This is a genomic window from Sorangium sp. So ce295, assembly GCF_051527405.1.
Taxonomy (GTDB): domain Bacteria; phylum Myxococcota_A; class Polyangia; order Polyangiales; family Polyangiaceae; genus Sorangium; species Sorangium cellulosum_B.
The window spans coordinates 5,196,199-5,218,920 of the sequence record NZ_CP150324.1; the positions used below are offsets into that span (position 1 = coordinate 5,196,199).

The following is a 22,722-nucleotide window of genomic DNA, read 5'->3' on the forward strand; positions in this document are numbered from 1 at the left end:
TGTCGTCCAGAATGAGCACATCGCGTGCCGCTCTCTAGACGGGCGCATCGCGCGTGTTTCTGTGGTCCACGCCGCTCGCATGGCCCGCGTCTCGGCTGAAGGCGCCGTCGTCAACAGGCAGTTTCTGCCTTCGCCGTACCGGCAATCTCTGCCTGCTGGCAACGATTGCCGTGGCGCCGTCCCGAGGCCGAGAGCAGAGACGTCGCGTCCAGGCTCACGGGGTCCCGGGCGTCGCGCAGATGCGCGCTCCGATGAACGGATCCCGCTGGTCACGGCTCTGGGGCGCGCGGTTCTCCCCGCGGGCGTCCACGGCGATCTGGAAGGAGCTCCCTCCGCGCGCCACGGGCTCGCGGGGATCCGCGACCGACAACGTGAACTCCCAGACGTTGCCGGCCATGTCACGTAGCCCGAACGGGCTGTCGGAGGCGCGGTGCGATCCCACCTCGTCGGGGCCGAATCCAAGGCGGTTGCGGCCATAGGTCACGTCGATGTTCGCGTCGTCGGCGAAGAGCCGCTCGCCTCCTGGATACGAGCGGCCGTCCGCGCCGCGCGCGGCACGCTCCCACTCGTGCTCGGTGCAGAGGCGCGCGCCGGGGACCCGGCGGGTGCGATCGAGCCACGCCGCATAGGCGAGCACGTCGTCGAGCAGGATCCCGGACACGGGAAAGCGCATCCAGTCCTGGGTCGTCCGGCGATCGCGGCCGAGGTAACGAAGCGGCTCGCCGATCCGGGCGGTGGCGAGGTGCGTCTCCTGGCCGAAGGTGAGCTCGTACTCCCCGCCCGGCAGCTCGGCGAGCGCGGCAACGAACCCTGCACCACCGGCCTTCGGCATCCGCTGGCTCCGCTCGGCCGGGGGCAAGGCGCGCAGAAAGGCGATCCACTCGGCGAACGTGGTCTCGTTCTCGGCGATGAGGTACGCGCCCGTCTCGACGGGATGGATCGGCTGGGTACCGAAGAACGCCCGCGCTTCCGCGCTCGCGCTCCCGTAGAGAAAGCGGCCCGGCGGGACGAGCACGAAGCCCTCGGGCACCGCCGCGGCAGGGGGCAGATCGAGCGCGATCCGACACGTCTCGCCGCGCTCCAGCACGAGCGGTAAGCGCACGGAGGCGCGGCCAGGAGCCGAGAACACGAGGACGACCGACCCCGGCGCGGCAGGGCGCTCCGCCACAGGCGTCGGCCCGAGCGACGCCTCGGGCACCGTGACCCAGCGCTCCCCGTGCAGTGCGAAGCGCTCGAGCGCCACGCCGGCGCCCGGCGGCGTGGTCTCGATCGCGAGGCGCGCGGGGCGGTCCCAGGGGCTCGCCGCGCCGGGCTTGCCGGTCACCGCGAGCCGCCGCGCGAGTTCGTCGCGCTCGGCAGCGTGGCCGTCCCGATCGGCGAGGCGCGCGCGCTCGTAGAGCGCATCGGCGAGCAAGGCCCTCGCGTCCTCCCGATCCGCGTCCTGCTGGAGGACGTGCTCCAGGCGACCGCAGACCTCGGCGAACGCCTTCTCCGCCTTGGCGCCGCTGTCCAGCGCTTCGGTCCAGCCTCGCTCGGCCTGCGCCAGGTCGTGGGCGTCGAAGCGCGCGAACGCGATCCGCCGCAGCTCGTCGGCCTCGCCGCGGGCGGCGCGTGCGCGATCGAGCGCTCGCCGGGCCTCGTCCACGCGCCGGCCCATGTCGATCGCAGCCTCGACGCGCACGCCGAGGATCCCCGCGCCAATCGCGAGCGGCACCACGAGCGCCGCTGCCCAGCGCCCGAACCGGCGCCGTCGTTCCGACCTCCGTGACGCGGCGAGGAACGCGGCATCACGCTGGGCGAGGCTCCGCTCGTCGACCGCCGCCACCTCGGCCAGGAGCCGTGGGCCCCACAGCGCGTCCACGGGGCGGCCGGCTCGATCCCACTCGGCCGCGGCCCGCTCGATCCGCTGCCGCTGCGCGCGCCCCTCGGCGTCGTGGCCGAGCCACCCGCGCAGCGTGTCCCACCCGGAGAGCAGCGCCTCGTGCGCCAGCTCGAAGACCGAGCCCTCGCTGTCCTCACCCTCGCGGGCGACCAGCAGCCGCCCGCGAACGAGCGCGTCGAGCGCCGCGCGCGCCCCCGGTGGCTCGTCCGGCGATCCCCGCGCTGCGGCCAGCAACTCGGCCTCGCCGCGACGGGCCCGCGTGCCCTCCGCCGTGACGAGGGCGAGGAGGATGGCCCGGAAGGCGGCGCGGTGCGGCGGCGGCACGCGCGCGAGCACGCCGTCGGCGTGGCGGCCCAGGGCCGAGGGGACGCCGCCCTGCGCCTCGAACCGCGCCGTCGGGATCACCCGGCGCGCCTCGTCGCGCCCTTCCCACAGCTCGGCCAGCGCGAACTGGAGCAGCGGCAGGCCGCCCGGGGCGCGGAGGGCCTCGACGACCAGGGCCTCGACGACGGCATCGGACGCGAAGGAGAAGCCCTTGGCCGCGGCGGGGCCGATCACGGCCTCGCGCAGCCGCTCGCCGGTGAGCGGGCGAAGCAGGTACAGCGCCGCCGGGAGATCGTCGCCGAGATCCGGGAGCGCGGAGAGGCGCGTGAGGAAATCGCTGCGCGCAGTGGCGAGGAGGCGCACGCGGCCTGTACGGCCAGCGAGGCCGTGCAGCGCCGCCGCGGCGCTCGCGGCATCCGGCGGGGAGGCGAGGGTCGAGAGCTCCTCGAGCTGGTCGACGAACAGGAGCGCGGCGCCGTGGCGCCGCACGAGATCGCGCGCGACGGTGGCCGGCTCCGCGCGGAGGCGCTCGGCCACGGCGGTCTCGTCGCCGTCGAGGAGCGGGGCGAGCGCCGCCGCGAGCGCGGTGAGGGGGTCGCGGCCGAGCAGGGCGGTCGCCACCGCGACGGGGCGGCCGAGCGCGCCGTCGGCCACGGCCGGGAGCACGCCGGCGCGGCAGAGCGATGATTTGCCGGTGCCCGAGTCGCCGGCGACGAGCACGAAGGGGTCGGCGCGGAGCCGGTCGACGATGGCGAGGACCTCGGCGCTCCGGCCGAAGAACATGCGGCGGTGCTCGGCCTCGAAGGCGAGGAGGCCGCGGTAGGGGTTGCCCTCGAGGACGGCGTCCTTCGTAACTGCCGGCGCGGCGAGCGCCTCGAGCGCTGCGCGGAGCGCGTCGCCGTTGGGGTAGCGGAGCGACGGATCGCGGAGGAGGCACCGATCGACGATCGCGGCGAGCCGGGGATCGATGCCGGGCGCGGCGTCGGAGAGCGAGGGCGCAGCCTCCTGGATCCGCGCGGCGAGCGGCAGCTCGGCGTGCGGGGGCGCGCCGCAGCACAGCTCGTAGACGAGCACGCCCAGCGCGTAGACGTCGGCGCCCGGCGTGGCCGGTTCGAAGCGCCAGAGCTCGGGGGCCATGTAGAGAGGTGTTCCTGCGAGGCGCCGCGGCGCCGGGCGGGGCGCGGCGTCCGCCGTGGGCGCCGGCGTCGTGGCGCAGAGCAGCGGCCCCACGTCGAGGGTGGACGCGAACGGAACCGCGCCGGGCGGGGCCGCTCGATCCGGGCGAGACACGAGATCGGCGGTGGAGATCGCGCCGGCGCCGCCGGGCAGCGCCCCCGGCGCGCTGTCGCGCATGGACTCCGCCTCGGCGCCCCCTGAATGGATCATGGCCCGTGCAGCATCGCCGCCTTCCGCGCCGGCCCCCGGGAGGAGCTCGGCCAGCCCGAAGTCGAGGAGCTTGACCGTGCCGTCCTCGCCGATCATCGCGTTGGCCGGCTTGATGTCGCGATGGAGCACGCCACGGCGGTGCGCGGCCGCGAGGCCGCGCGCGAGCTCGACGGCGATGGCGAGCGCGCGGCGCGGATCGAGCGGCTTGTCGAGCTCGGCGAGGCTCTGTCCGCGCACGTATTCGGACACGAGGAAGGGGCGCCCGCGCACCTCCCCGACGCGAAAGACCGAGACCACGTTGGGGTGCGACAGGCGGGCGACCGCGCGCGCCTCGGCGAAGAAGCGCGATCGAGCCGCCTCGCTCGGCGAGGGCGCGTCGATGAGCTTGATGGCCACGAGCCGGGCGAGCAGCCGATCTTCGGCGAGATAGACGACGCCCATCCCCCCCTGGCCCAGCTGCCGGAGGAGCCGATACTCCTCGATCTCGTCAGGCGGCCACCGCCCCCCGCCGTCTGCCTTGGACACCAAACCTCCTCGCGCGCGGAGATGCCGTGTTACCCGAGCGCCGGCGGCGAAGATGCCGTATTGCCTTGCGCGCCCGCTTCGGGGCTGCGCCCCGCGACCGGCCCCCCGGCGAGGAATCGTACGATGAGCTTGCAGGGGGACAAGGGAATAGCGTCAGATCGCCTCTCCGTGGCGCGGCGCAATGGCGTCTCGGATGGTGTCTGGTTCGCGGCCATCGTTCGATGCCGCGCGGCGCCCGCGTCCCTCCCCGAGGCAGAGGACGGACGGCACCGTCTCGGGCGACCAGAGTCGCAGCATGCCGAGCCCGATTCCGGCCAGGCCGACCATCAGCGAGGGGCTCTCGCGCTCTCCGGGGACACCGCAGCGAAGGCCATGCTGGCGAGCTTCCGCCAGCGTGTCCGCGGCGCGAACGAAGGCGGCTTCCCGGTAGCGTGGATCGTCCAGCGCCTCGGCGGCGACGAGCAGGACGTCGGCGTTGCCCATGTCGCCGTGGCACAGGCTATGACCGCGCCCGAAGCCCTCGCGCAGGGTGGTCTCCAGGCCGATGTCGATCTCGGATCGAACGGTCGGATCGTCCAGGTGCGGGAGCGAGAGGATGCGGCCCAGCGCGATCCCCGGCGCCCCGTGGCACCACGCGGTCATGACACGCTCCTCCGGGCCCGAGCGCGGGGGGATCGGTCTCCGCATGTCCAGCCAGTTGCCCCGTGCCGGCGCGAACAGCGACCGCTCGTGGACGAGGCCGCGCTGCGCCGCGTCCCTGTAGCGCTCGTCGGAGGTGGCGGCGCCGAGCTCGAGGAGGGCCCACGCGATGCCCGCCACGCCGTGCGAGAAGCCTCCGAGCGGCCGCTCTGCCTGCGGGGTCTTCCAGGCGATCCCTCCGTCCGGCGTCGGCGCCGCCCTGGCGAGGAGGCGCTCGCCGCAGCGCCTTGCGGAGGCCAGGGCGCGCGCGTCTCGCGTCTGCCGGTGCAGGGCGAGCAGGACGACCGCGCAGCCGGCCGCTCCGCCGAGGAGGTCGAGCTGCTCGTCTCCGTCGATCTGCGCGTCGAGCCCCGGCAGCAGCGAGAGCGCGCCGTCGAGCAAGGTCGAGTCTCCCCACAGCGCGGCGAGCTGGCCGAGCACGTGGAGGTGCGAGGCCCGGCCGGTGAACGCCCCCAGCGCTGCGGGAGCCGCGCGATCGTCCCCGCGGATCTCGCGCAAGATGGGCGCGAGGGAGGCGCGCGCGAGGGCCTCGAAATCGCCGCGTCCGGTCGCCGCGGCGAGGTGAGCGAAGAAGAGCGCCATTCCGCCGACGCCGTCGTACAGGCCCGTCGGAAGGGGCGACAGAGACCAGCGGCCGCGCTCGATGTCGACGAGCGTCGCGCCGATCCAGGTGACGTCGTCACGGCCGTGGATCGCCCTGGTGGCGAGGTCTTCTCCGATGGCGATGGCCATGGCCAGGGCGTCTCCTGCCTCGGCGAGCCCGCGAGGCGCGGAGTCCGGCGAGAGCAGCGCTCTGTCCGAGGCGATGTGGTCCTTTTCGAACGCGACGAACGAGGCGCGGAGCAGCGAGATCTGCGCAAGACAGCCGTCCTCGCTCATGCCGGCCAGCCGATCGAGCACCAGGCTCAGGCTGTCTCGCTCGAAGAAATCGTCGATGCGATCGCCGGCGCTGCTCCAGAGGTGGCGCTCTCCGGGGCGCGAGGTGAACACGGGGATGTCCCCGAGCCGGAGATCCGCGCTCTCGAACGGGACGACCCGGCGCAGCTCGGGTCGATGCGCCGCCTCGACCCAGAGCTTGTCGAGGAGCATATCCCGCGCGAGGCCGTCGCGCAGGAAATCGGGGTGGGTGGCCTCGGAGAGGAGGAGCGCGTACCGCATCGTCTGCCGGAGGAGGTGTCGTGTCTCGACGCCGGCAAAGGATCCGAGGATGTCGCTGAGCTCGTTGCGCCGGCGAACGATGAAGAGGTATGTCTCTCGAAATCCATCGACGATCTCCTCGACGAACGGCGCCGGATCCACGAGCTCCCCGTGGAGTCGAGGGCGGTTGTTCGACTCACCGATCAGCGGACAGCAACGCACGATCTTCATCACATCGCGGGACGTCTCGTCGAGACCCGGTACCAGGTGCCGACCGCTCTGCCCGGCTTCTCCGCCCAGCCCGCTGAAGTCGGCGCCGACGCCGTCGCCTGGCAAGATCAACGGCAAGAGACCTGTGTCGAGGACGGAGTCGCGGAGCAAGGCGAGCGCCCGGTGAGCGGCCGTGTCCCCGGCAAGGACCGGTGCCTCGTTGTGGAAGAGCGCCTCCAGATCGATGAGGACGGGGTGCTCCCCCGCGGCTATCAGATTCTCCCGATGAAAGTCGATGGCCCTGAGCACATGAAGCAGCGCGAGGAGACTGCCCTGGCGGCGGTAGAACCGCTCGACGGCCACACGGGTCTCGCACCCCATCTCCTCCACGAGCTCGACCCACCCGTGGCTGCCGCGATCCAGGACCGTGAGCGTCCGGTGCGGAGCGGACAGGCCATTGTCGTTGAGCCACCCGAGGAGGCGTTGGAACTGGACATCGATCGCGAGCGAGCGCGGCTTGTAGACCAGCGAGAGGCCAGAGGTGAACGCGATCCGCGCGACGCTGCGCCCTCTCCGGTGCAGATCGCCCGCGCCGATCTCCAGGGCGGCCACGTCACCGATGCGTTCGCCGGAGATGAACGCGCCGCGGATCAACGCCTCATCCTCGGCGAGCCGCGCGAGGAGCTCGAGGTTCGTCTCGACCCAGCGGGAAAGGTCGGTGGACAGGAGCCGCGCGAGCACTGGCACCTTGCACAGCAGGCTGGTCCGCGCCCCGGGCGCTTCCCAGTAGGTCGTCGCGAAGTGCGCGAATCGCTCTTCGGACGTGGCTTGCGGGAGCTTGTCCCGCATTGCTGCGATGTGGAGCTCGAGCACGAGCGTCCGCAGGGCGCTGCCCTCGAGTCGCCGGGCCAGGCTCGCGACGAGCATCGCCTCGGCATCCTCGGTGAGCCGCGGGCCCGTGAGGGGATAGCGCGCGCCGATCTCCGCGAGCCCTGCGCGTAGCTGCGCCACACCGGCCTGGAGGAACGGGCGCAGGAATCCCGGAAAGAACGGTCGCGCGGGCATGGGCGGGGCCGTGTGCGGCGACGGGATCGACGGCAGGGCGTCGCCGGCGTACCGATCCTCGAGGATCTGCTCGATGCCATCGCGCCACGTCCCGCTGCCCGTCGATGCGCCGGCAGCTGGTCCATCATCCGCCAGGATCTGCAGGAGTCCCTCGCGATCGAGCCCGGCGCTTCGAAGGCGCTCCGCGAAGGCGGCCTCGTCGCTCATCATGCTCTGTTGCCACGCCATCGCTCGCCGCTCGGCCTCCTCGAGGAGCCCCGGGCGAGCTCCCGGCCCGCCCAGCGCCCGTCCGGGCGCCCTCTCGTGAAGAAGAGCGGCGCTTTTCCATACATCATTCATGGGGAGAATGTCCATGGTCCCTCCGCTGTCACAAAGACACGGCGATTGAAGACAGGGCGAAGCCCTCGGCGGGCCGTCAAGCTCGTTGAAAAAGAAGCGAGAGAGGCCGCAAGCCCCGGCCGGTGGCCGGCGGCCTCCCCCGTTCACTGGAGGCTCTGGAGATGGCTCGATGGATGACGGGCAGGCCCCGTCGGAGAGGCCTTACTGGCATCTAGGAGAGGGCCGTCGAACGCTCACCGAGAATTGCCCCGAGCTGGCGCTCGACGCGCTCGTCAACCAGGATCCCCACAGCGCCGTGGTGCTAGCAATGGACAGAACAACCGTTCCAAGAATGAGTGGTCAGCGCCCCCGAGACGCCGACCGCGGCGCGGACCTCGTCCTCGCCGAGGTCGTTCATCGAGACGCCGGCCGGGTTCGCCGGCAGCGACGCGAGGATCTCCGGCGCGAGGCTCGCGCGGTAGACGGGGTTCTCCCAGGCACGAACGATCATTTCCTGATTCATGTGAATGCTCCTTGGACGAGCGCCCTGCCGTGAATGGCGGAGAGCGCGGTTCGATGTTGATACGATGTCCTCTCCTCGCGGGTCGGACGCCGAGTCATCCAGCAACCCACGTGCCACGGAGATCTCGCGTGTCGCGATCCGGTGCGACAGGGCTGCACCGCTCGCCGGGGAGCGTGGGCGTGAACGTCTCGGCGTCTCCGGGGCGCGGATCGGAGCGCGCGCTGGCAATCCTTGCCGCGCCCTCGCCCGCGGAGGCGGGGCAACCGTTGCCAGCGCGGCAAAGCTTGCCTGCGCGCGCCGGGCCGCGGGCGAGATCGATCGCCGGGCGCGACCTCTCGGCGCCGCGCGATCGGCGCGCAGCGCCGCCCTCTCTTCGCAGAGCGGGGCCTCCCTCGGAAGGCGGCACGCCGGTTGCGATGACTCGCTGCCAGCCGGGTTCACCGGCGGCGACAGGGAACACAGGAAACAAGCCATGAAAAAGATTCAGACCGTCCTCCTCTCTACCACCTTCTTCGGTCTCGTCGCGACGGCGCTGCCGGGTTGCCCAGAGGCAGATGCTCATGCAGCGCAGCCGGCGGAGGCTCCGGTTAACGACGCGCAGGCCATCTGCGACAAGGCAGCCGATTGCGGGAAGCTCAAGGAGGGGATCACGACCGCGCAGTGCGAGGCCACCATCGACACATTCTATGACGAGGCGCAGCAGGACGCTCTCTGCGGGCCGCTCGTCCAGGCGATGCAGACCGCCTTTGCTTGCGTGTCGCAGCACGCGACTTGCGAAGAGTTGTTCGGCGAGACGTCCGAAGAGGGCGTTTCCTCGTGGGAAGACCGGTGCTTCGAGGAGATCACGCGCTTCGAGGAGACCCTCGAGGCGGCGGCGGAGCAGGACCCCGAGGGCGCAGACGCCTGTGTCTTCGGCTATGTGTTCACGCTGACGGAGGTGCTGGATATCTTCGGCGAGAGCTAGCCCGGCGCGCCGTGCACGACGGACGAGGCGTGTCCGTGGGTCGAGTGTCCGGGCGACGAAGGCCTCGTCATCGCGTCCTGCGTCGACGGCACGTGCGCGACGGCGAGCGACCTGTGCGAGGGAGGCCTCGGCGGGAAATTGCCCGTCGTTGCGGGTGCCCTCGCCGCCGAGGAAAGCGCCGAGGAGCCTCCGGGGAGCGGAGCCGGCCCCTCACGAGCTCCGCTTCCCCTCCCGCGCGGAGATGCCGTATTGCTTGAGCTTGAACGTGAAGGTGCGGACAGGCATCCCGAGGAGCGCCGCCGCCCGTTTCTGGACTCCGTCCGTGACGTCGAGCGCCTGACGCATGCGCCTCCGCTCGATGTCTCGAAGCTCCTCCGCGAGCGGCTGGAAGCGGTGGGGCTCCGCGGCGCGCGGCGCGGAGGTGTCCGCAGCGGGCCGCGGCGGATCATCGAGCCCGGCGATGCGCTCGGGCAGGCTCCACGGCTCGATCACGGGGCCGTCGGTCGTGGCGGCGGCGTACTCCATGGCGTTCTTGAGCTCGCGCACGTTGCCGGGGAAGGGGTGCGCGAAGAGCGCGGCGAGCGCAGCTTCCGAGAGGTCGAGCGCGGGCCGCCCGGTCCGGGCGCACACCTCGGCGAGGAACATCCGGGCCAGGATCGGAATCTCGCGCCGCCGGTTCCGGAGCGGGGGCAGCTCGACGGCGGCGGCGCTCAGGCGGAAGAGCAGGTCTTGCCGGAACCGGCCGGCGCGGACCTCGGCCTCGAGATCACGGTTGGTGGCAGCGACGATGCGGATGTCGACCTCGCGTTCGTGCACGCCGCCGAGGCGCGTGATCCGCTTCGCCTCGAGCGCGCGGAGCAGCTTGGCCTGCGCGCCCAGCGGCAGCTCGCCGACCTCGTCGAGGAAGACGCTGCCGCCGTGCGCCCGCTCCAGCAGGCCAGCCTTGGGCGCGCGCGCCTCCGAGAACGCGCCTCGCTCGTAGCCGAAGAGCTCGCTCTCCACGAGCGTCTCGGGCAGCGCCGCGCAGTTGAGCGTGATGAGCGGCTTCGGGGCCCGCAGCGACCAGTGGTGCACCGCGGCCGCGGCGTTCTCCTTGCCAGCTCCCGTCTCGCCGAGGACGAGGACGGGCAGATCGCTCGCCGCGAGGCGCCGGATCAGATCGAACAGCCGGATCATGGCCGAATCGGCGAGCACGATGGCGCGCTCGCCGATGACGTACCGGATGGCCGTCTCCGAGGCGGCGCCGATCGCCCCCGGAACGGCGATCGACGCAGCGCTGCGGGCGCCCGAGAGGAGCGTCTCGGTGTCGCCGCCGTCGAACGGGAAGCAGGCCAGTCCGCCGCGCGCCTCCAGGGCCAGCGGCGCGATCACCTCGAGCACGCGGAGCGCCGCGCTGCGCGCCGCCTCTCCGCCGAGCTCGGGGAATCCGATGGCCAGGTGAGAGGCGCCGTCCCAGGCGACGATGTCCACGAGCCGGAGCGAAGAGAGCGCTCCCTGCGCGAGCGCCGCGCGATCTCGGACGGAGCCAATGGATATCACCGCCAGACCGAACGGCCGCCCGGAGTCGGCGGCGCGCTCGATCTCCTCCTCGACGCGCCGGCGCAGCCGGCCCATGTCGATCAGAGCGGTACCGCTGGACCTCGGCTCGCGCCGGAGGATCAGCGTGGCATCGCCGATCGTGACGACATCACCGGAGGCGAGCGTGCGCGATCCCTTGATGCGCTCGCCGTTGACGAGCGTCCCATTATGACTGCCGAGATCGGTGATCCCGATCTCGCCGCCGGAGGCGATGAGCTTGGCGTGCCGCCGGGAGACCGCGGCGGTGTCGATCCTCACGTCGGCCTCGTCGTTGCGCCCGACGATGAGCATGCCTTCGTGGGGGAGCGCGCGCCGGTACGACGAAAAAGGGCCGATGATGAGGACGTAGGAGCAGATTTCCGGGCTATCCGGGGACTCCTGGATATCGAACGTCTGAGTCGTCGACAGCAACCTCGCGGGGCCGCTCATGAGCCTCGAGGCTATACGCCAACCCCTTGCGCCGCAAGCTGCGGGGCAAAGCGCGTTCGGGACGTCGCGTGGCCAGTCGGTAGAAACCTGGTGCCCTGTCGCCCGACCAGCGTCATCTCTTCGTTTGTCTGTCGCGAACACCATCTCGAGCCGTCATGCCGGCATGAGCGATGGGAGGGTACGTGGACCAAGCGGGGCTGATGCGTGTGGGGACGAGCGTCGGATACGGCGAGCTCACCGTCGCCGGTGCTCATGGGACCGTCGTGACGGAAGACACCGAGATCCGCTCCGTGCTCGGCGGGGATCTCCTCCGAGCGAATTACGAGAAGGGCGCTCGCCCGCTTCGCGAGGACGTCGAGCCGTTCGCGGCGACATCGAGGGAAGCGCCCGCGTCGCGGACGGGCGCCGACCGGTGACGCGCGTCGCCTTCTCCGCGCTCGTGCCCCTTGCGATCCGGCCGGTCCGCACCAGAGCCTCCGGACACCGCTCATGCCTGAAGGCGACACCCTCTTCCGCATCGCCGCCGCCCTCGGCCCCGCGCTCACGGGCGCGCCCGTCGTCGCGCTGGAGCTGCCCAGGAGCGACCAGCCGTGCCGTCGGCTCGTCGGCCGCCGCGTCGAGCGCGTGGAGGCGCGCGGCAAGAACCTCCTGATCTTCTTCGACGAGGGGACCGTCCTCCACACCCACCTGCGCATGAGCGGGGTCTGGCACCTCTACCGCGAGGGCGAGCGCTGGAAGCGGTCCGAGGCGACGGCGTCGGCCATCCTCGCGGTCCCGGGCTACGTCGCCGTCTGCTTCCGCGCGCCCGTCGCGCGGCTGCTCCGCGCGAGCGCCCTGCGCGGCGACCGCCTCCTCGGCGCCCTCGGCCCGGATCTGCTCGGCGACGCCTTCGACGCCGCCGAGGCGCTCCGCCGCCTGCGCGCCCTCGACGAGGTGCCGCTCGGCGTCGCCGTCATGGACCAGCGCGTCGTCGCCGGCATCGGCAACATCTACAAGAGCGAGCTCCTCTTCCGGACGCGGCTCGACCCCTTCGCCCCCGTCCGGGCGTACTCCGACGAGGAGCTCTCCGCGATGCTCGACGTCGGCCGCCGCCTCCTGCAAGCCAACGTCGAGCCGCGGGACGCCGCCAGCGCGTACCGTGGGCCGACCGCACATTACATGACCAAACGCACGACGCGCGCCGGCGGAGACCGCAGGAGGCCGGTCAGCGTGTACGGCCGCGAGGGGTACGCCTGCTACGACTGCGGCGCCGCGATCCAGATGCTCCGGCAGGGGACGATGATGCGGTCGACCTACTTCTGTCCTCGCTGCCAGCCGACCCGCGCCGCGCCGCCGCCGGCCGGGCCTGCTCCGCCCGCGCCGTGAACTCGGCCGCCGGCGGGGCGCGCTGCAGCGCGCGCGCGAACGCCAGCCCCCTCGGCGATCGGCTGGCGCGCGCAACCGTGCTGCCTGGCAGACCTTTCCGGCGCCGCGATCGTACGATCCGCTCCATGCGACTCACCCTGCTCCTGATCCTCGCGCTCGCGCCCGGGTGCAGCCACGCCCTGGACGAGCCCGTCACGCCGGACGACGCCGGGAGCGCCACGCCCCCTCCGGCCTCCGCCGCCTCCTCCTCGGCGGATCCGCCGGGCTCGCCGCCCGCGACGGGCACCGCCGAGGCCGAGATCGACCCCCGCCTCGCCCCGCTCATCGCCGCCGCCTTTCGCGACTACAAGCCCTGGGGGCGCGTCGACGACGAGCTCCGCTGGGCGCCCTGGCTGTGCCGGATGCCGCTGCCCGGCCGCGTCCGCATGAGCGCCGCCGAGGACGGCGGCCACGCCCGCAAGCTCTATTCGGTGTTCGCCAAGCACCGTGATCGCTATCCGCTCGTCGCGGAACAGGCGCCCGTCGCCCAGCCGGTCGGGCAGGTCCTGGTCAAGGAGAGCTATGTCCCTGAGCTGGTGGAGGACGGCGCGGCGGCCGCCCTCCCGGGCGCCGGCGCCACGCCGCCGGACGGCGCGGATCACTTCGATCCGATCCTGCGCGACGGCGATCGCGTCTACCGCGCGTCGCGCCTCGCCGGCGCCTACGTGGTGCTCAAGGTCGCGCCGGACACCCCCGGCACCGACGCGGGCTGGGTCTACGGCACGGTCACGGCCGCGGGCCAGGTGACCTCCGCCGGCCGGGTCGCCTCGTGCATGGGCTGCCACGTGAGCGCCCGTCACGAGCGCGTCTTCGGGCTCGCGCAGGCGCCGTCCGCGGCGCCCTGACGGGCTCCGGACGCCGCGGCAGCGTCGACGACCCCGGCGAGCGCGTCCAGCGACATCGGCTTGACGAAGTGGGCGTCGAACCCTGCCGCCTCGGCGCGGCGGCGGTCCGACGCCTGCCCGTACCCCGTGAGCGCGATGAGCGCGCCCGAGCACAGCTCGGCCTCCCTCAGGCGCCGCGCCACCTCGTAGCCGTCCATTCCTGGAAGCCCGATGTCGAGGAGCACGAGATCGGGCCGATGCTCCGCCGCGGCCTTCAACGCGCGTGGGCCGTCGCCGGCGATCCACACCTCTTGCCCGAGGGCCAGCAAGGCGTCGGCGAGGGTGCTCGCCGCGTCCACGTTGTCCTCCACGATGAGGACGCGGAGCTTCCTCGCCGCCGGAGACGGCTCCTCTGCGTCCTTCGAGGGCGCGGCCGTCGCCCCGACGGCCGCGGCGGGTAGGCGCTCGTCCGCCGCCGCGGGCAAACGCTCGTCCGCCGCCGCGGGCACGCGCTCCTCCGCCGCAACGGGGAGACGCACGATGAACTCGCTGCCTTGCCCTGGCCCCGGGCTCGTCGCTTCGATGCTCCCGCCGTGGAGGGCGACCAGATCGCGGACGATGGTCAGCCCGATACCGAGGCCGCCGGGCGCCCGATCGAGGCTGCGATCCGCCTGACGGAACAGCTCGAAGACATGGGGCAGCACCTCCCTGGCGATCCCGATCCCGTCGTCGCGGACGCGCAGCTCCACCCGGTCGCCGCGCTGCTCGACCGTCACCCCGATGTGGCCCCCGATATCCGTGTACTTGCACGCGTTGGTGAGCAGGTTGACGAGGATCTGCTCGAGGCGGACAGCGTCCCCGAGGACGTGGACGGCGGCCGCCGGCAGCACGAGCCGGATCTGGTGCCGCCGCGCCTCGATCTGCTCGCGCGTCGACTCCACCGCGCGCGTCACGGCGGCCTTGGCGTCGATCCGCTCCTTGCGCAGCTCGATCTTTCCCCGGGTGATGCGCGCCACGTCGAGCAGATCGTCCACGAGGCGCATCAAGGTCCTCGTTTGCCGCGCGATCACCTCGACGTGCTGGTCCGGCGGCCCGCCGCGGCTCCGCCGCCGGAGGAGCTCCACGGCCACGCAGATCGGCGCCATGGGGTTGCGCAGCTCGTGCCCGAGCATGGCCAGGAACTCGTCCTTCCGGCGATCCGCGTCGGCCAGCGCGTCCTCGACGCGCTTTCGCTCGGTGATGTCCAGCGACGAGCCGACGAACCCGAGGAACGTTCCGGCGGCGCCGAAGCGCGGGGCGCCCTGCGTCACGACCCACCGGCTCTTGCCGTCCCGGCGGAGCATCTGGCATTCCAGCATGAACGGCTCGTGCGTCTCCATCGATTCGGCGCACGCGCCCGCGACGAGCGGGCGATCGTCCGCGTGGACCGCGTCGAGCCAGCCGTCCCCCAGCTCCTCTTCGAGGGAGCGCCCCGTGAAGCGCAGCCACGTCGTGTTGACGTACTCGCACCCGCCGGAGGGCCCGGACATCCAGATCATCATGGGGGCGCAGTCGGCGAGGGAGCGGAAGCGCTGCTCGCTCTCGCGGAGGCGCTCGATATCCTCGGCGACCTGGCGGCGCAGCCTGGCGATCTCGATGCGACCGCCGACCCGCGCGAGCAGCTCGCGGACCGAGAACGGCTTGACGAGGTAATCGTCCGCGCCCGCCTCGGCGCCGTGCACGCGCGACGCCTCGCCAGATCGGGCCGAGATGAACACCACCGGGACGAGCCTCGTCCTCGGCTCGGCCCGCAGCGCCTTGAGGAGGCCGAACCCGTCGAGCCCGGGCATCATGATGTCGGTGAGCACGAGATCGGGTACACGCGAGCGCACAGCGCCGAGCGCCATTTCGCCGTTCTCGACGGCCTCCACGGTCCACCGCGTCGCAAGGACGTCCCTGAGGTAGCTCCGCATGTCGGCGTTGTCCTCGACGAGCAGGACGTGGCCGACCGGGCCCTCCGCCGGGCGTGTGTCCCATGCGCTGGCCGGTGACCCGACCGGCAGCTCCGCCGACGGCGCGGCCACGGATCCCCAGTGCGACGCTTCCTCCACGAACGCCTGGACCGTCACGGCCGTCATGCCGAGCTCCCGGTCGGCGCCGACGCGCGCCGCGGGCACGTGCGCTGATCCGGCGGGGATGCGGACGGTGAACGAGCTGCCACGACCGACCTTGCTCGTCGCCTGGACGTCGCCCGTGTGGAACCGGACGAGCTCCCGCACGAGCGCGAGGCCGATGCCGGAGCCCTCGTGGCTCCGCCCGCGCGCCCCGTGGACCCGGTGGAAGCGCTCGAAGATCCGGGGGAGCTCGTCGGCGGGGATGCCCGTCCCCGTATCGCGGACCTCGAGGGTCACGTGGTCGCCGCCCCACCGGAGCGAGATCGTGATCTCCCCCTCGAACGTGAACTTGAACGCGTTCGAGATGAGGTTGAGGACGATCTTCTCCCACATCTCGCGATCGACGTAGATCGGCTCCGGAAGCGGCGGGCAGTCCACCACGAGCCGGAGCCCCGCCCGCTGCATGGCCCCGCGGAACGCGTTCGCCACCTCCGCGGTCAGCGCCGAGAGGTCGAGCGCCTCGAAGACCATCTGCATCCGGGCGGTCTCGATCCGGACGAAGTCGAGCAGGGTGTTCACGAGCTTGAGGAGCCGCCGCGCATTGCGGCGCGCGAGCTCGACGAGCTCGCGCTGCCTGCCGGTGAGGCCGCCGGGCGCGCCGGTCAGGAGCTCGTCGATCGGGCAGAGCATGAGCGTGAGCGGCGTCCGGAACTCGTGGCTCACGTTCGAGAAGAACCTGGTCTTGAGCTCGTCGAGCCGGCTGAGCCGCTCGTTCGCCACGCGGAGCTGCTCGTTCGCGCGCTGGATCTCCTGCGCCCGGAGGAAGACCTCGGCCTCGACCCGCTCCGCACGCATCTTCAGCTCCTCCGTGCGCCGGGTCTGCTCGATCCCGCGCTGCTTCAGGCGGACGAACTCGGTCACGTCCTCGGTGCGGTGGATGATGTACGCGACCCTGCCGTCCGGCCCCATGAGGGGCGAGTTCATGGGGCACCAGTACCGTTCCTCGAAGCCGCCTCCCTCCGCTTCGGGGCGCGGGATATCGTATTTCTGCACGGCCATGGTGTCGGGGGCGCGCGTCTCGAGCACACGCTCGATCGAGGCGCGCAGGTTCCTCGTGCCGGTCGCGTTCGGATCGTCCGGATTGTCCGGGAAGGCATCGAAGAGGTGGCGACCCAGGAGGTCCTCACGCCGGGTGTTCGCGGCCCGGAGAAAGGCGTCGCTCACCGCGACGATGGTGAAGTCCGGATTGAGTACGAAGTAACAGGCGGGGAGCCCCTCGAAGATCGCTCGGAAATCGGGGCTTGCTGGCAGCGCCTGCTCGCTCTCCGAACGCTGTTGCGGCTCCGTGCTTGCGATGAGTCTCATGGACATGACCAGATCTTCGAGAGAAGACCTGGTGCACGAGACCACGTATCGCTACCCGGATCTCCGCGCCCCCGCGACGCTCGGACGCAGCAGCGAGCTTGGCGCCGGCTCGCCGCTGGCGGGCGCCGTCTCTGGCTCCTCGGGCGCGGGCTCCATGATGCGCGCGACCCACGAGAGCCCTTCCACGTTCTCCAGCGTGATCTTCGCGACCATCATGATGGGCACCGACAGGAGCGCGCCCGCCGGCCCCCAGAGCCAGCCCCAGAAGAGCATGCCGATCAGGACGGCGAGCGGCGACAGGCCCAGGGTCCGCCCGAGCACGCGCGGCTCGAGCACGTTGCCCACCAGCAGGTTGATCAGCAGGTACCCGATGGCGACGATGGCCGCGGTGCCGGGGCCCTGGCTTGCCAGCGCGGCGAGCACGGCCGGGATCGTCGCGACCGCCGCGCCGATGTTGGGGATGAAGTGCAGGACGAACAGGCTCGACGCCAGGAGGAGCGCCAGGTCCACGCCCAGGAGGACCAGGAGCCCATAGGCGAGGACGGCGACGAGCAGGCTCGTCAGCGTCTTCACGACGAGATACTTCTTCACCTCCCGGACGATGCGATCGACGTGCTCGAGCCCGCGCGCAGGGGTCGAGATCAGCCGCCGCACCTTCGCGCCCGCGCCGGCGCCCTCGCAGAGGGCGAAGAACACGACGAGGAGCACCACCCCGAGGCTCGACGCCGCGCTGGCGACCGTGACCGCGGCCCCGCCGAGGAGGGGGACCAGGGACGCCGTGTGCAGCGTGCGTGAGAGGAACTCCGGGTTCACCGGGAAGCCGCGCTCGGTGAGCGTCATGGCGAGCGCCTCGGTCATCGAGGACATCCGGACCAGGTAGACCGGCACCTTCTCCTCGAGCTCCACCCCGGCGATGGTGACCACCGCCCCGACGAAGACCAGGATCGCCAGATCGACCACGAGCGCGGCCAGCGCGCCGAGGGCCGCGGGAAGCCCGCGGCGGGTCACCCAGGTCGCGATGGGCGACGAGATCGCCGCGAGCGCGACGCCGAACAGCACCGGCACGAGGAACGGCTCCGCGTAGCGCAGCCCGACGATGACGACGACCGCCGCCGCCGCGACCACGACCATCTGAGCTCGACGAGACATCGTGAAGATCCCCATGCCCAACCTCGTTGCTGACGGGTTCTCGCGTCACCTCCGCTCCGGTGGAGCGGAGCGCGGCGCAGTCTCCTCGAGGAAGAGCAAGGGATGCGCCACGCTCCGTCCCGCCCGAGCCGCGGCGCGACGGCGTGGATCGCTATCGCGCGGACACCCGGGCATCGCCGGCTTGCCCGCCGTTCAGCGGCACCGAGCCGTGCTGGGCGGCGTCGGTCTTCGGCGTCGTCCCGGTGACGTACGCCTTGACGGCCTCGACGAGGAACCTGAGCCCGGCCGCGCCTTCGTTGTCCCAGTACTCGCCCTCGCGCGGGCTCACGTGGATGAGCGCGAGGGAGGGATCGTCCTTGCCCTGCGGGAAGAACACCTTGGCCTCCTCCGACCACAGCGCCTCGATCTTCGTCCGACTCCGCACGATCGAGGCGCTGCCCGACAGCGACAGGAAGCGGCGCCCCTCCTGGAGGGTCACATTCACCTCGGGCTGCGACTCGATCTCATCGACCTTGCCCGAGTCGATGCTCGTCATGAACCAGACGTCTCCGGTGTCGCTGTCGACCTTCATGAGCGCCATCGGACGCGCCCGCAGCGCCCCCTGGCTGGCGTGCGTGACGAGCATGGCAGTCCGGAACTTCTTGAGGATCTCCAGCAGCTTCTCCCGCGATCCAGTTTCCATGGTTTCCTCCATCGAGCTCCGGCCTCAGTGCGAGATCCGGACCATGGCCGGGGCGCGCTGTGGAGGGCGCGGATCATGGCCCTTCTGTGCCGCACCGGGCGTGCGCTCGCGGCATTCCGCCACAGCGGCAGGCGCGGCCCGCCGCGCCCGCGCAGCGCTCGAGCTGGGGGAGCGGGGAGGGGGAGGGGGTGAGGACCGAGGGCGGGCGAAGCTACGCTGCGCGGGCGAGCACGAGCGCCCCGATCACGAGCACGACGAGCGCGAGCGCGCCGGCGACCACCAGCGCCACCTTGCCCCAGGCGATGGGCGCCGTGCCTGTGACGTGGCTCGCGTCCTGGCCGTGGACGACGGCGCGGTAGCTGCGCCCCTTGTAGCGGTAGGCGAGCACGTACGATGGCAGCGCCAGCCGGCGCGTCTCGAGCGCGTGCAAGAGCACCGCCACGTGCACGTTGCGGAACGTGGACCCCGGGATCACGCCTCGCGTCAGGGCGTCCTCCGCGCTGGCGGCGATCCGCTCGCTGACGATCTTCCGCGCCGCCGAGCGCTGCGCGTCGAACTGCTCCAGCACCGCGTCGGGCGGGCCGAGCTGCTGCTGTGTCCGGTGCGCGGCGGGCACCGCCAGGTCGAGCCGGAAGTACGGCGCGAGCTCCTGGGCCTCGTCGAGCGAGAGCCCGCGTGAGGCGGACAGGAGCAGGTTGCGGAACGGCAGCTGCGTCTGTCCGGCGTGCGGGGCCCAGCTGCTCAGCCGGGCGCCCGCGTTCGAGTCCGCCGTCCAGCTCACCACGGCGTCCGCGCTGACGAGCCAGCCCGCCCACCAGATCGGGCGCAGCCCCTCGACGGTCGCCGCGCGCGAGAGATCCGACGGCCGGAAGAAGCCGAGCGTCGACATCCACCGGCGCAGCGCCTGATCGGCCTGATCGGGGGGCACCCCGAACGGGAGCAGCCAGTCGGCCTGATCGATCGGGTCGACCGGCTGCTCGATCCGCGTGACGGCGCCGCAGAACCGGCACTTCGGCGCCTGCGCCTCGGCCGAGTACGAGACCGCGGCGCCGCACTCGGTGCACCGCAGCACCTGCACCGCCTGCGGGGCCTGGGCGCGGCCCTGCGGCGCGGCGAGGCCGCAGACGGCGCAGCGCAGGTCCCCCGGCTCCAGCGGCCCCTGGCAGCGCGCGCAGCACGGCCCCGTGGCGCTCGAGGTGGCCGAGGCGACGTCCATGTTCGCGCTCATCGCGCCCCTCCGGTCGGTGCGGGGCTGCTCCCGGGGCGGACGCGCTCGGTCGGCGCGGGGGCGGCGGCGGGGGCGGGCGGCCGCGCGGCGCCGCGCCGTTCGGCTGGATCGCGGCCCCGGTCGCGCGCCGCGGCGAGGAGGAACGGCGCCGCGATCAGCGCGATCACGAGCACGACGGCGAGGGCGATCTTGATCCAGGAGATGGGGGCCTTGCCGTGGATCGCGCCGGTCTGGCCGTTGATGAGGACGCGGAAGGGCGGCTTCTGCGGGTCGTGCCGGATGGCGAGCACCCAGAGGGGCACATAGAGCAGCTCGAGCGTCTCGCGGTCGAGGTGCGTCTCGTGCGTCAGGCCGTGGTGGCTGTCCCCGGGCATGAAGCCCGAGAGGTCGCGGCCGATCTTCTCCAGCGCCTCCCGCCGCGCGAGGCCGTAGCACTCGGCCTGGGTCATCGTCGGCTCCTCGGCGATCCAGCCGCTGAGCACCGCGGGCGTGTAGCGCCGCATCGTGCGGAGGTCGAACGGCTCGATCGCCTCGAGCTCGGCGTTCGGGACGGCGCGAGACGCCACGACGAGCACGTCCATGACGTAGGTCGCATGCTGGCCTTCGAGGTGCCGGTGCTCGGTCCTCGTGACGACGCGTGTCCGGGTGACGCTGTTCCCCTTGTCGTCGGTCGTCGTGTACGTCTCGGTTTCCTGGTAGTCCTCGCCGATCTGCGCCGCGTAGCGCGTCTGCGCCATCGCCGAGTACAGGTAGGCGGGCGTGTAGACGCCGCGGATCGCGTCGATCGTCGCCGTCTTGACGCTGGACTGCACGAAGAAGCTCCGCTTTCCCAGCCACGCCTTGACCGCGCCCTGCGCGCTCTCCCGGGTCGTTGTGAACCCGACGACGAAGTGCGGCGACGGCCGATCGTGGGAGGGCGGCCGCTCCACCACCGAGGGCGACGCGCAGTAGGGGCACACCGCGGTACGCTGGTCCGCTTCAACGCGCAGCGAGGCGCCGCAGGTCTCACATTCGAGTTGCACCGGCGCCCGAGAGAACCGCACCGGGGGGCACGGCGTCAACAGGGAACCGGCGGCGGGCGGCTCCCGAGGTCGGCGGGAGAGGCCGAGTCGCCGGCGTCCTGCTGCGGTGTCTGCCGCATCAGCGGAGACAGCGAGCTCCGCGCCCAGCGCCTGACCGCGGCGTCCGGCCAGGGCTGCCAGCGGGCGCTGGCCTGCGGTGAGCGGGCCGCCGCGGCGGATGCGCGCGGGGCGCGCGCCCCGGCGCGCAGGCGCGGCGCGGGCCGCGGCTCGTCGAGGAACCGGAGGAGATCGGGGGCGAGATCGCCCACCGCTTCCCGGTGCGGGTAGTGCCCCGCCTTGGCGAAGCGCCGCACGGCCGCGCCTTCGATGTAGCGGTCGATGTCCGCCGCGTGGCGCGCCGGGATCACCTGGTCGCGCTCGCCCCAGTAGACGGCGAGCGGCGGTATCTCCGGGAGCCGATGAGCGATGTCCATGAGGTGATGGCGCTGTCCGCGCAGATCGATCGCGTGGCGGAGCGTGCGCGACAGGGCGCGGGCCGTGCCGGGCCGCGCGTTCATCCTGGCGAGGTGCCTGCGCTCTTCCGCGTTGAAATCGCCGCCGAGCACCAGCACGCCCGCGTGCGTGCCGACGCCCATGAGCACCGGCGCGGCCAGCTCGATCAGCCCGGTCACGGCGGCGAGGCGCAGCGGCAGCGCGACCTCGGTCCCGATGCCGCCCGCGGCGACCAGCCCGACGCGGTGGATGCGCCCTGGCCGCTCGGTCGCCACGCACATTGCAATGCTGCCGCCGTACGAGTGCCCCACCAGATCGAAATCGCCGAGCCGGAGGGCACGGATCCATTCAGCGACCACGCCCGCGTACCACCCGACCGTATAGGGCGCGTCGGGCCGAGCCGAGTCGCCATGGCCGGGCAGGTCGAGCGCGACGACCCGGCGCCCCGCCGCCGCGAGCGCGGGGGCGAGGCGGTTCCACGTCCGACAGCTATCGGACAGGCCGTGTACCAGGACCACGGGGCGCTGGTCCGCGCCGCCGTTCCGGGAGGGGGTCCACTCTTGCCAGTGGACCTCGCCAGCAGAAAGGACACGAACATGGCTGCGACACGTGACCGACATGTTCTTCATCAAGAGTTCGCACGAAGTGCCGCGTCTGTCCAGATTGCACGGCTTCGATGGGGAGCTCGGGGGGACGCCGCGAAGCGTGCTTCGCGCCCAGTGTAGGTTTTGCAGCGCCAGCGTACGCCGTACTGGGCACATTCGAGTGGTCCCCGGAGGGCGGCCGCCCTGCCTCCTCGCTGGCTCGGCGTGTCCTTGCCGCAGTCGGCCGCTTTGTCATCCCACCTCGGTGCTGCGTTCGATGCCCTGGCCGGGCCGCCCTGCTGACGCACGCACAGAATCAAACTGCATGGTTATCGCGCTCTACCGATATGGGCATCATTCCCCAGGAGTGGCCGAATCGACATGATGCGATTTGCCAGCCTGTGCTCCCAGGCTGCGCATCGTGGCGAGAGGCGCGATTGCGATTCGTGGCTGCATTGTGTTCGCGCTCATTGCCGGTGTCGCTGGCGCCTTCATTGGACGTGCCGCTCCGCGCGACGCGCCGAGCGCACAGGCGGCCGCCCAGGTGCGGCTGCTCATCAACGCCGCCGTCGAACTGGCAGCAAGGCCAGCCCGCCGCGCTCCTCGGGGCCAACCTCGCGCTCGACCGCCGCGGCAGCGCCCCTCGTCCCAGAGCACGGGGCAAGAAGAGGAGTTCCATGCAGCGCTCGACCGTCTCCCGTGCCCGAATCGGGATAAGGCGCCGCCACCGGGCGATAACGAGAGACGTGGAGCCGCCGCTGTGCCAGCCTGAACCCCGCGGTGTCAGGCCGCGCAGGGGCGAGCCGCGGTGGGCGTGGAGCGCGAACAGGCGCTCCGCG

General features: G+C 72.2%; 14 protein-coding genes. 4 read left to right on the forward strand and 10 right to left on the reverse strand.

Annotated features, from left to right (window positions below):
* Positions 1–214 precede the first annotated feature (214 nt).
* The 3 genes from WMF11_RS19600 to WMF11_RS19610 form a co-directional block, all read right to left on the reverse strand.
* On the reverse strand, positions 215–4,117 hold the full coding sequence (locus tag WMF11_RS19600; RefSeq protein ID WP_437978543.1) for an nSTAND1 domain-containing NTPase: 3,903 nt from the start codon (positions 4,115–4,117) through the stop codon (positions 215–217).
* A 153-nt stretch (positions 4,118–4,270) separates the two neighbouring features.
* Positions 4,271–7,456 carry a type 2 lanthipeptide synthetase LanM family protein gene (locus WMF11_RS19605; protein ID WP_437978544.1) on the reverse strand — a complete coding sequence of 1,062 codons (3,186 nt, stop codon included), beginning with the start codon at positions 7,454–7,456 and terminating at the stop codon, positions 4,271–4,273.
* 412 nt (positions 7,457–7,868) lie between these two features.
* Positions 7,869–8,069 (reverse strand): mersacidin/lichenicidin family type 2 lantibiotic, encoded by a 201-nt coding sequence (locus WMF11_RS19610; protein WP_437978545.1) that lies wholly within the window; start codon positions 8,067–8,069, stop codon positions 7,869–7,871.
* 472 nt (positions 8,070–8,541) lie between these two features.
* On the opposite strand from WMF11_RS19610, the gene WMF11_RS19615 reads away from it, so the two are divergent.
* Positions 8,542–9,033, forward strand: coding sequence for a hypothetical protein (locus tag WMF11_RS19615; protein WP_437978546.1), 492 nt, complete (start codon positions 8,542–8,544; stop codon positions 9,031–9,033).
* Between the two features lie 210 nt (positions 9,034–9,243).
* Here WMF11_RS19615 and WMF11_RS19620 read toward each other — a convergent pair whose 3' ends face one another.
* On the reverse strand, positions 9,244–11,040 hold the full coding sequence (locus WMF11_RS19620; protein WP_437978547.1) for a sigma 54-interacting transcriptional regulator: 1,797 nt from the start codon (positions 11,038–11,040) through the stop codon (positions 9,244–9,246).
* A 182-nt stretch (positions 11,041–11,222) separates the two neighbouring features.
* Between WMF11_RS19620 and WMF11_RS19625 the strand changes: the two genes are divergently transcribed.
* From WMF11_RS19625 to WMF11_RS19635, 3 genes are all read left to right on the forward strand, one after another.
* Positions 11,223–11,456: a hypothetical protein gene (locus tag WMF11_RS19625; RefSeq protein WP_437978548.1), complete on the forward strand. Its 234-nt coding sequence runs from the start codon at positions 11,223–11,225 to the stop codon at positions 11,454–11,456.
* Positions 11,457–11,529: 73 nt separating this feature from the next.
* Positions 11,530–12,405, forward strand: a complete 876-nt coding sequence (locus tag WMF11_RS19630; protein ID WP_437978549.1) for an Fpg/Nei family DNA glycosylase — start codon at positions 11,530–11,532, stop codon at positions 12,403–12,405.
* A 125-nt stretch (positions 12,406–12,530) separates the two neighbouring features.
* Positions 12,531–13,289: a hypothetical protein gene (locus WMF11_RS19635; protein WP_437978550.1), complete on the forward strand. Its 759-nt coding sequence runs from the start codon at positions 12,531–12,533 to the stop codon at positions 13,287–13,289.
* Here WMF11_RS19635 and WMF11_RS19640 read toward each other — a convergent pair.
* From WMF11_RS19640 to WMF11_RS19665, 6 genes are all read right to left on the reverse strand, one after another.
* Positions 13,241–16,732: an ATP-binding protein gene (locus tag WMF11_RS19640; protein WP_437978551.1), complete on the reverse strand. Its 3,492-nt coding sequence runs from the start codon at positions 16,730–16,732 to the stop codon at positions 13,241–13,243. The two genes, WMF11_RS19635 and WMF11_RS19640, sit on opposite strands and share 49 nt — an antisense overlap.
* A 45-nt stretch (positions 16,733–16,777) precedes the next feature.
* Positions 16,778–17,875, reverse strand: coding sequence for an AI-2E family transporter (locus WMF11_RS19645; RefSeq protein WP_437978552.1), 1,098 nt, complete (start codon positions 17,873–17,875; stop codon positions 16,778–16,780).
* Positions 17,876–18,026: 151 nt separating this feature from the next.
* A complete protein-coding gene (locus tag WMF11_RS19650) occupies positions 18,027–18,557 on the reverse strand; it encodes a pyridoxamine 5'-phosphate oxidase family protein (RefSeq protein ID WP_437978553.1) in 531 nt (176 codons plus the stop codon).
* Between the two features lie 211 nt (positions 18,558–18,768).
* Positions 18,769–19,785 carry a zinc ribbon domain-containing protein gene (locus WMF11_RS19655; protein WP_437978554.1) on the reverse strand — a complete coding sequence of 339 codons (1,017 nt, stop codon included), beginning with the start codon at positions 19,783–19,785 and terminating at the stop codon, positions 18,769–18,771.
* Positions 19,782–20,846 carry a hypothetical protein gene (locus tag WMF11_RS19660; protein WP_437978555.1) on the reverse strand — a complete coding sequence of 355 codons (1,065 nt, stop codon included), beginning with the start codon at positions 20,844–20,846 and terminating at the stop codon, positions 19,782–19,784. The genes WMF11_RS19655 and WMF11_RS19660 overlap by 4 nt, the downstream gene beginning before the upstream one ends.
* On the reverse strand, positions 20,843–21,919 hold the full coding sequence (locus tag WMF11_RS19665; protein ID WP_437978556.1) for an alpha/beta fold hydrolase: 1,077 nt from the start codon (positions 21,917–21,919) through the stop codon (positions 20,843–20,845). Before WMF11_RS19665 ends, WMF11_RS19660 begins: the two co-directional genes overlap by 4 nt.
* Positions 21,920–22,722: the final 803 nt, after the last annotated feature.

What these genes read in the sequence shown, in the direction of transcription:
- WMF11_RS19605 (WP_437978544.1), bottom strand. Translation starts at nt 7,456, where the DNA reads ATGGCGTGGCAACAGAGCATGATGAGCGACGAGGCCGCCTTCGCGGAG.
- WMF11_RS19610 (WP_437978545.1), bottom strand. Translation starts at nt 8,069, where the DNA reads ATGAATCAGGAAATGATCGTTCGTGCCTGGGAGAACCCCGTCTACCGC.
- WMF11_RS19615 (WP_437978546.1), top strand. Translation starts at nt 8,542, where the DNA reads ATGAAAAAGATTCAGACCGTCCTCCTCTCTACCACCTTCTTCGGTCTC.
- WMF11_RS19620 (WP_437978547.1), bottom strand. Translation starts at nt 11,040, where the DNA reads ATGAGCGGCCCCGCGAGGTTGCTGTCGACGACTCAGACGTTCGATATC.
- WMF11_RS19630 (WP_437978549.1), top strand. Translation starts at nt 11,530, where the DNA reads ATGCCTGAAGGCGACACCCTCTTCCGCATCGCCGCCGCCCTCGGCCCC.
- WMF11_RS19635 (WP_437978550.1), top strand. Translation starts at nt 12,531, where the DNA reads ATGCGACTCACCCTGCTCCTGATCCTCGCGCTCGCGCCCGGGTGCAGC.
- WMF11_RS19640 (WP_437978551.1), bottom strand. Translation starts at nt 16,732, where the DNA reads ATGTCCATGAGACTCATCGCAAGCACGGAGCCGCAACAGCGTTCGGAG.
- WMF11_RS19645 (WP_437978552.1), bottom strand. Translation starts at nt 17,875, where the DNA reads ATGTCTCGTCGAGCTCAGATGGTCGTGGTCGCGGCGGCGGCGGTCGTC.
- WMF11_RS19650 (WP_437978553.1), bottom strand. Translation starts at nt 18,557, where the DNA reads ATGGAAACTGGATCGCGGGAGAAGCTGCTGGAGATCCTCAAGAAGTTC.
- WMF11_RS19655 (WP_437978554.1), bottom strand. Translation starts at nt 19,785, where the DNA reads ATGAGCGCGAACATGGACGTCGCCTCGGCCACCTCGAGCGCCACGGGG.
- WMF11_RS19665 (WP_437978556.1), bottom strand. Translation starts at nt 21,919, where the DNA reads ATGTCGGTCACGTGTCGCAGCCATGTTCGTGTCCTTTCTGCTGGCGAG.